Source organism: Pseudomonas sp. G5(2012) (genome assembly GCF_000408945.1).
GTDB lineage: Bacteria > Pseudomonadota > Gammaproteobacteria > Pseudomonadales > Pseudomonadaceae > Aquipseudomonas > Aquipseudomonas umsongensis.
Window position 1 is genome coordinate 1 of record NZ_APIO01000182.1, and the last position, 13,766, is coordinate 13,766.

Here is a 13,766-nt window from a genome sequence, read left to right on the forward strand (position 1 = left end):
GGAACGCGGAGCGTCCCTGGCGGCATTCCCACGCAGAGCGTGGGAACGATCAATCGCCAGCAGGCTCGCTCCCACAGGGGATCCAGGTGCACCCGTAAAAGTCAGGTCGGCTGTCAGGCCGCCTTCGCGGGCAAGCCTCACTCATACAGGCTTTGTCCAAGTGACGCACCGCATGGACGAAACCACAAGCCGCCGTTACAGCAGCAATGGATCTGTACACAGAAACCTCCCCAGGAAAATCCCAGGGAGGTTATTGACCGATGCAACTCCCAATCAGCTCTTGGCCTTGCTCATCTGGGTAAACAACTCCGTAGGCACTTTCTTGCCATTGGAGGTGAACTGGTTTGTGCGGAATTTGTAGACTTCGCCTTCGGAGAGGAAACCGTCGTTGTTGGTGTCCATGGCCTTGAACTCCTCGCCGCCCTGCGGGGCAACGGTCAGCAGTTCCTTGAGCGAAACGCGGCCGTCGTGGTCGGTGTCGGTACGGGCGAACGAAGCATCGCCGCACTTGCCTTCACCGCACTTGCCTTCGCCGGCCTTGGTCACTTTGGCGCCGGCTTCTTCAGCGCCACACTTGCCTTCGCCACACTTGCCTTCGCCACATTTGCCTTCACTGGTTTTTTCCGCCGAGGCCAGTTGATACCCCTGAGGCAGCGCGTCTGCGGCAAAGGCGTTCGAAGCGAGGTTGAGGCTGCCGGCCAGTGCAACAGCGATCAGGCCAATACGGGATTTGTTTGACATACGGGACATGGTGATTCTCCGGATACTGTGGGCGGTCGAGCCGCATGGGTCATTGCCAAAAGGGCGATAAGCCGTGGTGCGAGGCGCGGTTGCTTTCTCGCTAAGGCAGGGCTATTTGACGGCAACCGTGTATCCCGGATGTATCCGGTTGCAGGGGCATTTGTAAGCCAGTCTGCGTTCGAGGGGGCTGGATACACAGCGATACACGGGCGCGGGTCTTCCCGTCACAGGAGCGGCTATGTACCATCGGCACCGGGCCAATGCTGCCCGCCGCTCGCTCCCGATGGGAAAGGTGAAAGCATCGCTTTTTCGTGCAAACCCTGTCGTATCTCTTGACGGTCGAGGTTTGGCAACGCGAGCACCAAGGCATCTCGGCTACAGGAGCAATGATGTTTTCAATCGAGCAAGCCAAACAAATGGCCAAACAGTTGCGCGCCTCGCTGGAGGAACTCAATCAGGGCCTGTCTCACTCCACCGCGTTGGAACTGGTCGCGCAGCAACTGGGCTACAAGGACTGGAACACTGCGTCTGCGATGCTTCCCCCAACAGCCACCCAGCCCGTATCCACAGTTACATTCGACAGACCCATTCCCATATTGCGTATGTTCGACGAAGCCAAGGCCCGTGAGTTCTATCTCGATTTCCTGGGCTTCAGCATCGAATTCGAACACCGGTTCGAAGCCGACCTGCCACTGTATCTGGGCATCAGCCGCAACGGCCTGCAACTGCACCTTTCCGAACATCATGGCGACGCCAGCCCGGGCTCGACGGTGTTTGTGCCGATGAACAATATCGAACTGCTTCGCGATGAGTTACTTGCCAAGCGCTACGGCTATGGACGTCCGGATATTGTCCAGCAGGGCTGGGGGCAAGTCCTGGAAGTCTACGATCCGTTCGGCAACCGGATCCGGTTCTGCCAGAGCTGATCGGCGCAATCCCTGATGTACATTGACGCCCCGGTTTGAGAGTTGTTGACGGTTATTGATTCGGATTATCCGGCCACGGCAGGCAGTCTGATCGATAACTTTCATCACTTGAGAACAGAACACATGAGCATGTCGAATGGATGGATTGCCGGTATTGCCTTGAGCTGCGTGTTTCAGGTCGGTTGTGTCTCCAAAGTGGCGCAGCCGAATCAATACTCCGGCTTCCTCCCCAATTACGAGGGGCTGCAAGAGCAGACTACACCGAGTGAACAGAAGGTACTGCGCTGGACGGCGCCAGGGTTTGATCCACACGCCTACTCCACTGTGGTGTTCGAGCAGGTAGAGCTGTACCCGGCGCCGAAACCGTCCGAGCGCGTCAACCTGAAAACCCTGCAGGACGTACAGACTGCGGCCAGCAACAGTGTCAAATCTGCCTTGAGCCCCTACTACACCATTGTCTCAAAGGTGCCGCGCGCACCGGCCGATTCACGGACGCTGATCCTGCAAGCGGCAATCACCCACGTCAGCGCCAACAACGAAGGCATGCATTGGTATGAGGCCGTACCGATCGCCGCCATTGTCGGGGCGACACAAGCGGCCACCGGCCATCGCGATCAGACCGCCGAACTGTACCTGGAAGCCGACCTGGTAGATGCCAGAACCGGTTTGCCGGTCGCCAAGGTGGTTCGCAAGGTGTTCGGTGAAACCGTGAAAAATGCCAGCCAGCCAATTGTCGCCAACGATTTCAAGGTTGCATTCAAAGATATGACGAACGACATGCAAGCACTGCTGTCCGGCCAGTAACAACTCGCTCGAAACCCCATCGCAACATTGAGTGCCCTGCCATCCAGTGTCACGGGATTGCAATGCGATGCAATCGAGCATGGGGTTTCGCAATACCGTTTAACTCGCGGTAACAGACCTTCCAATACCCCTGCCTTGCATTTTTCGGATAGCGCAGATCGCGCGATTCGAGCATCATCACCGCCCCCGATTGAGCCTCCCTGGATTACCCGCGCTTGCCCGCTCATTGCCGTTCACTCCCCGACAAGAACGCACTGCGTCAAATCCGGCCTGTCAAAACCGTCTCTATACTCAGCCCGAACCACCTGAACGGAGGATACCCATGCGCTACGCCTTCAAATTGAAAAACGGTGCCATGGCCCTTTTCGATCCAGATACCGCTTTGCTTACCATCACTACAACCCATGGAGAAGTTCAAAGCTCTACCATAGGTAGAGCCGAATCGCGTCTACTGGACCTGCTGTTGATGGACCCCGGCCAGACCAAAAGCCGTGAGGAAATCATCGATTACACCTGGAATGACCGCGTCGTCGCCTCCGGCAGTTTGAACCAGGCCGTTTTCTCTCTTAGAAACCTGCTTAATGACAGTCGTGATCACGAAATAGTGATGACGGTTCCGCGAAGAGGTTATTGCTTCAACCGTCTCTATGTAATGGATGCACAGGCCGAGTTGCCGACACCTTCAGATGAAGCGAAACCCGTGCCCGCCCTTGAAGCGTTGGCGCCACAGAAAAAAGATGCTCTGCCGGTGCCTGCAGGGAAAACCGGAGCATCAACTTACATTACAAAATTCCAGTTGATCGGCTATGTCCTGACCTTGGGAGTGTGTGCCTACACCGGCTTCCACTCCGGCTTCGACACACCAAAAGTTGAAGTTTCCAGCGTAAAACACAATGAGTTGTCCATCCATGCCGTAGGCCACAATATTGCGGAGGCAGAGGAACTGAGGGATCTTTCGATCGCACAGGTCAAACAACTTTCGCTCAATTTAAAAGGTGACGTTTGGCTAAACCTTTTTAAATCCAACTATTCCGTTTCGTGCATTCGCCCAGATCTCAGCACTGCAAACCTGCAATTGAATAGCGAGCAAAAAGACCTTGCACTGATGATTCGGCAATGCTTGGAAGTCACCCTATGAAGTCAATGACACCTTCGACCGCACATTGGATAGTGCTTGCGATCATCAACGCCGCCTGTATCTTTTCCTTGATGTACTCACCCTCTTACTACATGGAAAATATCAGTTATCAAACCATGACCCGACAATGGCTGGAGGATTCGAATCAGCTCAACACTGAAGAGTATCTGACTATCGGCCATGGTCGACTGACACAAACCACCCTGGAAAGCTTGAACGGAAAAATTCGTAACGCGACTATTTCGGCGCAGGTTATCCGGGAAAGCAATCATCACGTCCAGATAAAAATCAATAACGTCAAACTGAGCCAGGACAACGAATTATTCGCCATCGAAAAAACTCCGGATCTGTTTTTCAGGCGTCAATTCATTCTTCAGGAAGGCACTATCCTAAACTACGAATTACTCCCTACCGCCGACAAAAACAGCGTGTGTTTTTATGTGCATGATGTCGGCCGCCTGCGCTGCATGAATCACTGAGGCACCTCAGCAAATCACACCATAACAAAAATAATAATTAGTGATTTGAATCAAGCACCCTCCCCCCACCAAGATCCCGCCTTTATCGTGTTCGCGAGCCGTCAAATCAATGATGACCAAGATCCTGGCAGTTCTATTTCTAGCCGCCTTACCTTTTCATTCAATGGCGTACAATGAATACGCCATCGGCAGCACGGAAATCGAGTTCTACGAAATAGAACTGAGCCCGAACGAAAAAATAAAGTTGAAACACCTGAAAATCCATTCTGAAAATGAACGTAATCAAGGTGACAGCGCGGTTGATGACCCATTGCCCCCCTCGCAAAACACTGACAACGAGAGCGATGAGCTTTCGCTGACTCCCGTTTGAAAATATGAATTTTTGACTTCAACAAACATCGTCAGCACAGGACTATCCGATGGCAAATCCGTGACAGTGATACGGCAGACACACTGCTCTGCCTGAAAAATCATCAACAAGGAAAGCACCTCAATGCTGCTTAAAAACCTCGCAAGCGTATCCTTTGGTGTATTGCTTTCGCTCAAGGCCTGGGCCGACGACAAGGAACACTACAAGGCCAACCTGACGCGCATTGAAAGCAACGAAAACAAGCTGATCGAAGAACAATCAAGTTACAAGATTTGTACCGATTATCGCGTGGATGATTTCTTTGCGTTTAATGCCTCAGACCTCGGCCCGTCAAACCAGTCAGCCATCTTTGGCTCGAAAATAGCGCCGTGCAAACTTCAGAGCCTGGTGGAGTTATCCACGAGCGACACGTACGTTTTTGCTGCGGCACTGGAGCTCATGCGGGAGTCGTCGACGTGATGAGCATCGCCCCCTCAAAGCACGAAGTAGGCAATAGTGCGCATAAACTCATGCAGGATTGCAGGCGCCAATGCAGTCGACTGCACTTTGATTCAGCTGTCACGCTGATCGGCTTTGTACCTCATGACTGTGTAACCTTGGCCATATCCCAATCTACGATTAGTCGACCCACTGTCAACAACCGTGAATTGCGGCCTAACGAAATAATCGTGTTGTATAGCGGCGAGTTTGTACGCTACACCTGCGAGCCGAATGAAACCCTGTTTACCCTGACGACAAATGTAGAACATTACCAACAGTGCGTCGCAAACCATTCATTGATCGACGCCCTTGCAAATCGACAGGCATACCGCTTCCAGGTTGCCAATTTCAAATTAGTACAATCCGCCATTGACGTCTTCAATGCTTACTTGACCTCCACCCATGAATCTCCGTTGAAACAGCGCAACCGCCATGAACAATCATTTAATGAAGATGCATTGCTGGTTGCCCTGATACGGGCCCTGACACCCGTTGGCCGTTCCGCACTGAGACCCCCGACCAGAAGGAAGATCGCGACAGAGGCAATTGAGTACATTCATCAAAACACAAACAAGCCATTGAACATGAAGGTACTGGTAAAACAACTGCAAACCACCACTCGCAGCTTGCATCATGGTTTCGTTGAAACATTCGGCACTTCGCCAATCGCCTACATCAGAAACCTGAGACTCGCCCATGTCCGCCGAGACTTGATCCGCAACACCTGGCCTACAGTCACTGAAACAGCAATGCATTGGAATTTTCATCATCTGAGCCGATTTTCCAAGGCGTATCAGGACGCTTATGGCGAGACGCCCTCGGAAACGTCCAGGCGCAACCGTGCAATGCTGGCAACGCCAGAAAAATAACAATCAATGATTTTCAACCTTCCCACTGAATGGCCAGGATTGCTTAGGTCTACTCAAGGGGATAAGCATGCGCTATCGATTAAGTACGCTGCCACTCAAACAGAAAATCATCCTGTGCCTTGCCGCTTATTTATGTGGCGTCGCGTTGGCCTGGATTATTGACGCTTATTAACGCCCTGCATCACCACCCACAACCCGTATAAGGACCCACCTCACATGCTACTTCGAAATCTTGGCTTCGTATCGCTGCTTTCGTTGCTGTCTTTTCAGGCGCTCGCTGATGACAAAGGTTTATACCTCGGCGCTGGCGTCAGCAATATTGAAACCGATAAAACCCATTTGAGTGATGACGACTCCAGCTACAAGGTTTTCGCAGGTTATCGTCTCAACAGCTATCTGGCCTTTGAGGGCGCCTTCGTGGATCTCGGCCAGTTCGAGGACAAGGAACTTGATTTCGACGGTAAATCCGTCCAGGCCAGTGCCCATGTCGGCTTTCCGCTGGGAGATCGGGTGCGTATCTTCGGCAGTGTCGGTGCTCATGCCTGGGATGCGGACGGCAATGCTGCCGACGATGATACGGGCGTCGACCTGACCTACGGTGCCGGCGTTGAATTCGATGTATTTCGCAATATCGGTATCCGCGCGGAATATGAAGTACTGGAAGTCGGCAACATCAACTTGAATCAAACAACCGCCTCTGCTTTCGTTCTCTTCTAACACCCACTTCAATTGAGCGGCCATGTGGGTCGCTCAACCTTGATGTCATCGAAGGCATTGGTTTCCCAGTACTGGCCGTGCCCACGCCACGGGGCTTTTCAAAGGCACTCCTGGGCCGCACGTTCGAGTCGCGATGGCCCGAATGTCGAGGCCAGCAACGTGCGTTCGTACAGGAACACCTTCCCGCCGTTCGAGGCCTTGTACGCCTCGAGCACATCGTCGGCGGCAACTTTGCTCGAAACGACGATTCGATAGCTGCGCTGGGTTTGCGAGATCGTTGCGCTCAGCGCGTTGTCCTGCAGTTTCGGCAAGACACAGTGGGCGTAATCCGCCGGCGCCTTTTTCGTTTGCAGCGTCAGCGTCGGGTCATTGGGGGCTGAGGCGCACCCCGACAGCAGCAAGGGGGCAATCAGCGCCAGTTGAGTCAACATCTTCATCACAGGGTTCCACAAGCGTTTTCAATGCACGCCATGTTCCTTGTTTGCCGGCCACAACAGAACTTGTGATGGATGATGATCACTATCAGTGCAACGAATAGTAAAAGACGTCGCCTTCACTCTGCGGATTTGGCCACCGGCTTGCGCTTCAAGGCCTCGCGTCGTTCCTGGCGCTCCAGGGCATAGGCTGCACTCGGCTCGCTGACCAGTTCGTCGCGCCGCAACAATTCACCGCAATGCTCGCACAGCGGCCCCAGCCCGGCAGGCTGCCCGCAACGCTGGTGGGTATAGCGCACGGCCAAGCCCTCCTGTGGCGACTTGCACCAGGTTTCACCCCAGGCACGTAATGCCAGGACCACGGAATAAAACGCCTGCCCCTTCGCCGTGAGATGGTACTCGTAGCGCGGTGGCCGCTCGCTGTAGGCGCGGCGTTCGACCATTTCGTCAGCCTCCAGGCTCTTCAGGCGAGCCGCGACCATCTGCGGGGTACCGCCCGTCTGCGCCTGGATCTCATCGTAGCGATGATTGCGCATGAACAACTCGCGCAACACCAGCACGGTCCAGCGATCGCCGACGACGTCCTCGGCCCGGGCAATCGGACACAAGGTTTCAGGACTAGTCTTTTTTAGCGCCATACGGGCTTGCCTCATTCCAAGTAACTATGATTATCATACCTACACGCTGCCAAGGCAAGCCCATGGCATCGCTCAGCCCATTTCACTGGAGCATCCATCATGTCCAACACGTCCTACCCCCTGGCTCGAACCGCCTACCTGCTGGTCGATCCCTACAACGATTTTTTGTCGGAAGGCGGCAAGATCTTCCCGCTGCTCGAGCCGATCGCCCGGCAAGTCGGGCTGCTCGACAACCTGCGCGCCCTCGACCGTACGGTCCGCGCACTTGACCTGCCGGTGTTCATCGTACCGCACCGGCGCTGGGAACAAGGCGACTACGAGAACTGGGATCACCCGAGTCCCACCCAATGCAAGATCCAGCACATGCACCATTTCGCACGCGGCGAATGGGGTGGCGAATGGCACCCCGATTTCGCGCCCCAGCCAGGCGACATCGTCGTCCAGGAGCATTGGGGGTCGAGCGGTTTTGCCAATACTGACCTGGACTTTCGCCTGAAACAGAAAGGCATCACCCACGTGATCATCGTCGGTCTACTGGCCAATACCTGTATCGAGGCCACCGCCCGTTACGCCCAGGAACTGGGCTACCACGTCACCCTGGTGCGCGACGCCACCGCCGCTTTCAAACTGGAAATGATGCACGCCGCCCACGAATTGAACGGCCCGACCTTCGCCCATTCGATTGTGACGACCGAGCAACTGATCGCTACCCTCAAGCCGTGAGCATGCCCATGAAACTGACTGGAAACCTGTTACTCGGCGCCAACGAAGTCCCCGCCAGCGCAGGGATAATGAAAGCGCTCAACCCTGCCACCCATCAATTGATCGAACCGGATTTCGCCTTCGGTGGCGCGGTCGAAGTGGACAGGGCGGCACAGCTTGCCGACGCCGCCTTTGACCACTACAGCCATACCTCGCTCGCCGAGCGTGCGGCATTGCTGGAGCGCATCGCCGACAATCTTGATGTGGTCGCCCAGCCGCTTGCGGCACGGGCCGCGCTGGAAACCGGCCTGCTTGAAGCCCAGCTGCTGGGTGAAGCGGCCAAGGCCGCCACCCAGTTCCGCCAATTCGCCGAAGTGGTGCGCAGGGGCCGCTTCCTCCAGGTGGCCATTGATCCGGCCCAGCCCGAGCGCCAGCCGCGCCCGCGCATGGATCACCGCCTGCAAAGTATCGCCCTCGGCCCGGTGGCAGTGTTCGGCGCGAGCAATTTCCCCATCAGCTACTCAGTAGCCGGAGGCGACACCGCAGCGGCGCTGGCGGCGGGCGCGACGGTGATCGTCAAGGCCCACAACGCACACCCGGGCGCCTCGGAAATCCAGGCCCGGGCCATCCGCCAGGCGGTGCAGGACAGCGGCCTGCCTGAAGGCGTGTTCTCGATGGTGCGCGGCGCCGGCAACGCGATCGGCGAAGCCCTGGTCGATCATCCATTGATCAAGGCGGTGACCTTCACCGGCTCCGAACAGGGCGGCATGGCGCTGTATCGCCGGGCGCAACTACGCCCTGAGCCGATCCCGGTGTTCACCGAGATGGCCAGCGTCAACCCCACGTTCATCCTGCCCCAGGCACTGGCCGTGCGTGGTGCACAGATCGGCGACGGTTTTGTCGAGCGTATGCTGGTCAACGTCGGGCAAGCGTGTCTAAAACCGGCGATCCTGATTGCCATCGCAGGGCCCGGATTCGAACCCTTGCGCGCTGCCATGATCAATCGTGTGGGGATGGCACCGGCACGTCCGCTGCTGACGCCGGGCATCCACGGGTCTTACTTGAACGGTCTCGACAAGCTGCAAGGCGCCGGTGCCGCGCCCGTCGCCGAAGGCTTGCCCGCCTCGGCAACCCTTGATGGCCAGGCCGCCTTGCTTGAGGTTGACGGCCAGCGTTTTCTTAGCGAAACAGCCCTGGCCCAGGAGGTATTCGGTCCGGCAGCCCTGCTGGTGAAGGTCGAGGATGAGGCGCAAATGCTCGCGGTCGCCCGTGCACTTCGCGGTCAGCTCAGTGCCGCCATGCACCTTGAAGAGGAGGACTTGGGACTGGCCCGTCGCTTGCTGCCGATACTGGAGCGGCGCACTGGACGGATTGTCGTCAACGCCTTCGCCCATCCGCAGGAGGTGTCTTTCGCCAGCGTGCACGGCGGCCCCTTCCCGGCCTCGTCGGACAGCCGTTTCACCTCGGTGGGCATGACCTCCATCGAACGCTTCCTGCGGCCGGTGTGCTATCAGGGCTTCCCCGATGCATTGCTGCCCGAGGCGCTGCGCGACAGCAACCCGCTCGGCGTGCCGCGTAGCATTGACGGTCTTTAAGCGCTGTCGCGCCTGGCAAAAATCTAATGTTGGAGCGGGCGAACCCGCTCCACCAATACGTCGACCGTGTTCCGAATCAATTATTGGCGGCAAACCTCCAGATAGGCCGTCATTCAGAAGATACCGCTGGCACATTATCGGACTTGAAAAAACGTAATAACCTGAAACTTCGTCCAACGATCAAACCATTGATAAGCCCGGACCCCAGTGACGACCAGGCCACTAACCCAATTTCGTTGGCCAATTGCGGATGCACCGCCTCTTGGTATCCGCTGTAGTAACGCCACGCGAAGAAGCACCAATACACAATCAGCACTCTGATTGTGCCATCCAGCACCAGCCCCTCACCCTCACGTTTTACGTTGTGGAACGAGTAAAAACGCAAAGCCAGCAACCAGCCAACCAGTAACCCCATCGCATAAACAGAAAGAGGAACCACGAATCCTTGGGAGATTTTCAGCGAGGCTACGGAAATAGCGACAAATATCACCGGTGTCAGTAGTAACGATTTTTTCGTTTCACGATTCTTGAAGCAGGCAATGACGCCGTAATACGTCACGATAAAGAAAACTGCGTAAACCCACAGTGGTGTGCCACGCAAAATGTCGAGCATAAAAATCCCTTTCGCATTGCCTGTGCCGAGTTAGCAAATTACAGACGGAAGGCAACTCTCACAAGCCGGCGAGATCCCAAAAAATTGTGGGAAATGGACTAGGACACTGTAATTTTAACCAGAAGACGTGCAACGAATCCGAGGTATCAGTCTCAGGTCAGGATAAGGTGGTCACTGCCCCAATTTGCAAGGCAAATACCTGGTTACGCCCATTACGCTTGGCCTGATACAACCCATCATCGGCGCGTGTCAGCAGGGTTTCCAGGTTGTCACCGGTCTGTGCGAGGGCGACACCGAAGGATGCGGTCACGGTGTCCAGCACGGTATCGGTGCCACGCGCCTTGATGCGCAAGGACTGGACCTTCAGGCGCAGGTGCTCGGCGAAGGCGCAGGCACTGTCCAGGTCGGCGCAATCGGGCAGGACCACGCAGAACTCTTCGCCACCGTAGCGCGCGGCGAAAGCAGTGGCTGGCAACGCGCCGCGCAGCACCTGGGCGACATGCTGCAGGACCCGGTCGCCCAGCGGGTGACCGTACTGATCATTGAATTGCTTGAAGTGGTCGATATCCAGGATCACCAGGGCCACCCCGCGGGAAGCCTTGCCCAGCGCCTGCTCCAGCAGGCGGGTGAACGCCGTGCGGTTGAGCAGTTCGGTCAAGCCATCGAGGGTCGCGGCCAGTTGCGCGCGTTGCAGTTTGTCGCGCAGGGTCTTGATTTCATCCTGCGCCGAGTGCAGTTGCGCGAGGAAGTGCTCCTGCTGGCTCTGCATCAACCGGGTGCTCTGCTGCAGCTCGCTCAAGATGCCCGGCAGGCGGTCGCTGGCCGGTTCGTCGAGCATCTCCAGGCACTGCCCCAGGCGGTTCTGGAAAGTGAGACTACCCTCCACGCTGCGCGAGACGTCGCGCTCCATGCCATCGACCAGGTTGATGACCTGATGCTGCTCTGCGCGGGCATCCTCGAGTTCGTCACGAATGATGTACTGGCGGAACAGCCGGGTCGCAGCCTCTGGCGGGCAACCGTCAAAGTCTCTGACCACCCGGTCCAGGTGGCGAATGAGTTCCGGGTCCTGGCCCTTGCTGTAGGTGTACCAGAGTGCGTAGTGCACGGGATTGGGCGGGATGTTATGGCGAACCATCAGGGGCACGGCCTGCTTGAGCAGGGCCGCCGCCTCGCGGGAGTCTTCCGGATACAGCGCTAGGATATTCGCACGCGTTTCTGATGAGCTCATGTCGTCACTGTGGTCGTTTATCATTGGCATTTCGGACTGTGCGCTGAGCATACCGATACGCCTGAAAAACGGCTATCCCGGTTTGCCTGCAATCCCGCTTTTGTTCCGATCAGAAACCGCACACCACGGCCCCTCACAGGCCAGTGTTCCCGGTTACCCGCAAGCTGCCTGTCTGAAAAATCCTTCGGCGCGCTCTGTCAGACCGCTCTAATTCGTCAATTCCGGCCGGTAACACCGTGCTTTTCCTGGCTGGTCCAGCACACGATATCAATGTGCCTTGCGCACAGGATGGAGCATAACGCTCAACTTCAATTGCTGACTGGACAAGTCGACTTAGGAATACCGGATTATGGAAAGCTGGAAAATCAGGACTCACCTTCTACTGCTGACTACCGCTTTATTACTGGGATTGTTGTGCGTCGGCGGCCTAGGACTCCTGGGCATGCAATCGGCCGTGCACAGCCTGGAAACCGTCTATCTCGATCGAGTCGTACCCTTGCGGGACCTGAAGAAAATCGCCGACCTGTATGCCGTGAACATCGTCGATGCCACCCACAAGGCGCGCAATGGCAACTTCACCAGGGCGGACTCGATGAGCCGGATCGATCAGGCACAAAAGGAAATCGATCTAACGTGGCAAGCCTACAAGTCGACGCAACTGATTGCCGCAGAAACCCGCCTGATCGCGCAGATTGATCCACTGATGGCCGCCACCCGCGGTCCGTTGCAAAGTCTGCTGGGCATGCTGCGCCAGAACGACGACGTGGGTCTGGCACGTTTCTCGATCGAGCAGTTGTACCCGCTGTTCGACCCCTTGTCGGATAAGTTTGCCGAATTAATCGAGGTTCAACTGCTGGAAGCCAGGAACCAGTTTGACCAGAACCATATCGCCTACACCGCCAATCTCCGGCTCTGCTTGTTGATTCTCCTGTTGGCGACGCTGGCTGGCGCGGCCTATTCATGGTTCTTTTCCAGACGGCTGGGCCTGCAGCTCGGTGCCGAGCCTGCTGAGCTGGCCGCTATCAGCTCGAACATCGCCCATGGAAAACTGGCACGCACCCAGGATGATCGGCAGGAACCTTCAACCGGTGTCCTGCATTCCGTCCAGGCGATGCGTCATAGCTTGAGCGACATGATCGGCAAGATCGGCCAGGCCTCCGAACAGATCGAAGTGGCCACGCTACAACTGTCCGCGTCCTCGGAACAAGGTCTGAGCAGTGCCGCCCTGCAGAGTGAAGCTGCTTCATCGATGGCCGCCACGGTGGAAGAGCTTTCCGTGAGTATCAATCACATCGCCGACAATGCCTGCCAGGCCCAGAGCACTGCGCACAAAGCCGGTGAAATCACCGACGAAGGCATGGCCGTGATGCATGCGTCCATCGAGGAAATGCAACAGATTGCCGATCTGGTGACGCAGAGTTCGGTGGACATCGATCAACTGGCGATTCAGTCGAACAATATCAGCCTGATTGTCGGTGTGATTCGCGGCATTGCCGAGCAGACCAATCTCCTCGCCCTCAATGCCGCCATCGAAGCGGCGCGCGCCGGTGAACAGGGTCGCGGCTTCGCCGTGGTCGCCGATGAGGTGCGCAGCCTCGCCGCGCGCACCGCCCAGTCCACCACGGAAATCGTGACCTTGGTCAATGCCATACAAAACGGCATGGTCAAAGCGAAGGACAGCATGGCTGCCGGTTGTGAGCGTGTGACCCAAGGCCAGAAACTGGTCGCAAGCGCCGGGCAATCCATGGGGCGGATCAAGGGGGCGCTGGATGAATCCATTGCAGCCGTGAGCTTCATTTCCCTGTCATTGCAGGAACAGCGCGCAGCGAGTGATCATGTCGCCAGCAATGTGGAAAAGGTCGCGCAAAGCGTGGAAGAGAATGCAACGGGCCAAAGCGCAATCGTGCGAACGACCCAGGAGCTCAAGGCGATGTCCGAAGGACTGGGGGCTATGTTGCAGCGGTTCAGTCTGTAGCTGACGCTGACCTGAGTTGTGTTGTGTTGTGTTGACCGAGTACATATCCATTGCTGC

The 13,766-nt window shown here is 56.5% G+C and carries 16 protein-coding genes; 11 read left to right on the forward strand and 5 right to left on the reverse strand.

The window, feature by feature from the left end; genetic code table 11:
• Nucleotides 1-273: 273 nt before the first annotated feature.
• Nucleotides 274-750, reverse strand: a complete 477-nt coding sequence (locus tag PG5_RS31955; RefSeq protein WP_020801220.1) for a low-complexity protein — start codon at nucleotides 748-750, stop codon at nucleotides 274-276.
• Nucleotides 751-1,130: 380 nt separating this feature from the next.
• On the opposite strand from PG5_RS31955, the gene PG5_RS31960 reads away from it, so the two are divergent.
• The 8 genes from PG5_RS31960 to PG5_RS31995 all read left to right on the forward strand — a co-directional run bounded on the left by PG5_RS31960 (nucleotide 1,131) and on the right by PG5_RS31995 (nucleotide 6,524).
• Nucleotides 1,131-1,667, forward strand: a complete 537-nt coding sequence (locus PG5_RS31960) for a glyoxalase superfamily protein (protein WP_020801221.1) — start codon at nucleotides 1,131-1,133, stop codon at nucleotides 1,665-1,667.
• A 123-nt stretch (nucleotides 1,668-1,790) separates the two neighbouring features.
• Entirely contained in the window at nucleotides 1,791-2,471 is a 681-nt protein-coding gene (locus tag PG5_RS31965) for a DUF3313 domain-containing protein (RefSeq protein ID WP_033044058.1), read from the forward strand.
• 322 nt (nucleotides 2,472-2,793) lie between these two features.
• On the forward strand, nucleotides 2,794-3,609 hold the full coding sequence (locus tag PG5_RS31970; RefSeq protein WP_020801224.1) for a winged helix-turn-helix domain-containing protein: 816 nt from the start codon (nucleotides 2,794-2,796) through the stop codon (nucleotides 3,607-3,609).
• Nucleotides 3,606-4,088, forward strand: a complete 483-nt coding sequence (locus PG5_RS31975) for a hypothetical protein (RefSeq protein WP_020801225.1) — start codon at nucleotides 3,606-3,608, stop codon at nucleotides 4,086-4,088. Before PG5_RS31970 ends, PG5_RS31975 begins: the two co-directional genes overlap by 4 nt.
• 109 nt (nucleotides 4,089-4,197) lie before the next feature.
• Nucleotides 4,198-4,458: a hypothetical protein gene (locus PG5_RS31980; RefSeq protein WP_020801226.1), complete on the forward strand. Its 261-nt coding sequence runs from the start codon at nucleotides 4,198-4,200 to the stop codon at nucleotides 4,456-4,458.
• Nucleotides 4,459-4,581: 123 nt separating this feature from the next.
• A complete protein-coding gene (locus PG5_RS31985; RefSeq protein ID WP_020801227.1) occupies nucleotides 4,582-4,917 on the forward strand; it encodes a hypothetical protein in 336 nt (111 codons plus the stop codon).
• A complete protein-coding gene (locus tag PG5_RS31990) occupies nucleotides 4,917-5,807 on the forward strand; it encodes a helix-turn-helix domain-containing protein (RefSeq protein ID WP_020801228.1) in 891 nt (296 codons plus the stop codon). The genes PG5_RS31985 and PG5_RS31990 overlap by 1 nt, the downstream gene beginning before the upstream one ends.
• A 216-nt stretch (nucleotides 5,808-6,023) precedes the next feature.
• On the forward strand, nucleotides 6,024-6,524 hold the full coding sequence (locus PG5_RS31995) for a porin family protein (RefSeq protein ID WP_020801229.1): 501 nt from the start codon (nucleotides 6,024-6,026) through the stop codon (nucleotides 6,522-6,524).
• Between the two features lie 98 nt (nucleotides 6,525-6,622).
• Here PG5_RS31995 and PG5_RS32000 read toward each other — a convergent pair whose 3' ends face one another.
• Together PG5_RS32000 and PG5_RS32005 are read right to left on the reverse strand one after the other, a co-directional pair.
• Nucleotides 6,623-6,961 (reverse strand): hypothetical protein, encoded by a 339-nt coding sequence (locus PG5_RS32000; protein ID WP_020801230.1) that lies wholly within the window; start codon nucleotides 6,959-6,961, stop codon nucleotides 6,623-6,625.
• A 116-nt stretch (nucleotides 6,962-7,077) separates the two neighbouring features.
• A complete protein-coding gene (locus tag PG5_RS32005) occupies nucleotides 7,078-7,596 on the reverse strand; it encodes a helix-turn-helix domain-containing protein (protein WP_020801231.1) in 519 nt (172 codons plus the stop codon).
• Nucleotides 7,597-7,695: 99 nt separating this feature from the next.
• On the opposite strand from PG5_RS32005, the gene PG5_RS32010 reads away from it, so the two are divergent.
• A complete protein-coding gene (locus tag PG5_RS32010; protein ID WP_020801232.1) occupies nucleotides 7,696-8,319 on the forward strand; it encodes an isochorismatase family cysteine hydrolase in 624 nt (207 codons plus the stop codon).
• Between the two features lie 8 nt (nucleotides 8,320-8,327).
• A complete protein-coding gene (locus PG5_RS32015) occupies nucleotides 8,328-9,893 on the forward strand; it encodes an aldehyde dehydrogenase (NADP(+)) (protein ID WP_020801233.1) in 1,566 nt (521 codons plus the stop codon).
• A 109-nt stretch (nucleotides 9,894-10,002) separates the two neighbouring features.
• On the opposite strand, the gene PG5_RS32020 is transcribed toward PG5_RS32015, so the two are convergent.
• Nucleotides 10,003-10,506: a hypothetical protein gene (locus tag PG5_RS32020; RefSeq protein ID WP_020801234.1), complete on the reverse strand. Its 504-nt coding sequence runs from the start codon at nucleotides 10,504-10,506 to the stop codon at nucleotides 10,003-10,005.
• 157 nt (nucleotides 10,507-10,663) lie between these two features.
• Entirely contained in the window at nucleotides 10,664-11,734 is a 1,071-nt protein-coding gene (locus PG5_RS32025) for a GGDEF domain-containing protein (RefSeq protein WP_042955954.1), read from the reverse strand.
• 349 nt (nucleotides 11,735-12,083) lie between these two features.
• On the opposite strand from PG5_RS32025, the gene PG5_RS32030 reads away from it, so the two are divergent.
• On the forward strand, nucleotides 12,084-13,709 hold the full coding sequence (locus PG5_RS32030) for a methyl-accepting chemotaxis protein (RefSeq protein WP_020801236.1): 1,626 nt from the start codon (nucleotides 12,084-12,086) through the stop codon (nucleotides 13,707-13,709).
• The last annotated feature ends 57 nt before the right edge of the window (nucleotides 13,710-13,766 follow it).

Bases quoted from the DNA above. Each gene is read 5' to 3' on its own strand.
- PG5_RS32005 (WP_020801231.1), bottom strand. From the start codon at position 7,596: ATGGCGCTAAAAAAGACTAGTCCTGAAACCTTGTGTCCGATTGCCCGG.
- PG5_RS31955 (WP_020801220.1), bottom strand. From the start codon at position 750: ATGTCCCGTATGTCAAACAAATCCCGTATTGGCCTGATCGCTGTTGCA.
- PG5_RS32020 (WP_020801234.1), bottom strand. From the start codon at position 10,506: ATGCTCGACATTTTGCGTGGCACACCACTGTGGGTTTACGCAGTTTTC.
- PG5_RS32025 (WP_042955954.1), bottom strand. From the start codon at position 11,734: ATGAGCTCATCAGAAACGCGTGCGAATATCCTAGCGCTGTATCCGGAA.
- PG5_RS31980 (WP_020801226.1), top strand. From the start codon at position 4,198: ATGATGACCAAGATCCTGGCAGTTCTATTTCTAGCCGCCTTACCTTTT.
- PG5_RS31995 (WP_020801229.1), top strand. From the start codon at position 6,024: ATGCTACTTCGAAATCTTGGCTTCGTATCGCTGCTTTCGTTGCTGTCT.
- PG5_RS32000 (WP_020801230.1), bottom strand. From the start codon at position 6,961: ATGAAGATGTTGACTCAACTGGCGCTGATTGCCCCCTTGCTGCTGTCG.
- PG5_RS31960 (WP_020801221.1), top strand. From the start codon at position 1,131: ATGTTTTCAATCGAGCAAGCCAAACAAATGGCCAAACAGTTGCGCGCC.
- PG5_RS31975 (WP_020801225.1), top strand. From the start codon at position 3,606: ATGAAGTCAATGACACCTTCGACCGCACATTGGATAGTGCTTGCGATC.
- PG5_RS32030 (WP_020801236.1), top strand. From the start codon at position 12,084: ATGGAAAGCTGGAAAATCAGGACTCACCTTCTACTGCTGACTACCGCT.
- PG5_RS32015 (WP_020801233.1), top strand. From the start codon at position 8,328: ATGAAACTGACTGGAAACCTGTTACTCGGCGCCAACGAAGTCCCCGCC.
- PG5_RS31965 (WP_033044058.1), top strand. From the start codon at position 1,791: ATGAGCATGTCGAATGGATGGATTGCCGGTATTGCCTTGAGCTGCGTG.
- PG5_RS31970 (WP_020801224.1), top strand. From the start codon at position 2,794: ATGCGCTACGCCTTCAAATTGAAAAACGGTGCCATGGCCCTTTTCGAT.
- PG5_RS31985 (WP_020801227.1), top strand. From the start codon at position 4,582: ATGCTGCTTAAAAACCTCGCAAGCGTATCCTTTGGTGTATTGCTTTCG.
- PG5_RS32010 (WP_020801232.1), top strand. From the start codon at position 7,696: ATGTCCAACACGTCCTACCCCCTGGCTCGAACCGCCTACCTGCTGGTC.
- PG5_RS31990 (WP_020801228.1), top strand. From the start codon at position 4,917: ATGAGCATCGCCCCCTCAAAGCACGAAGTAGGCAATAGTGCGCATAAA.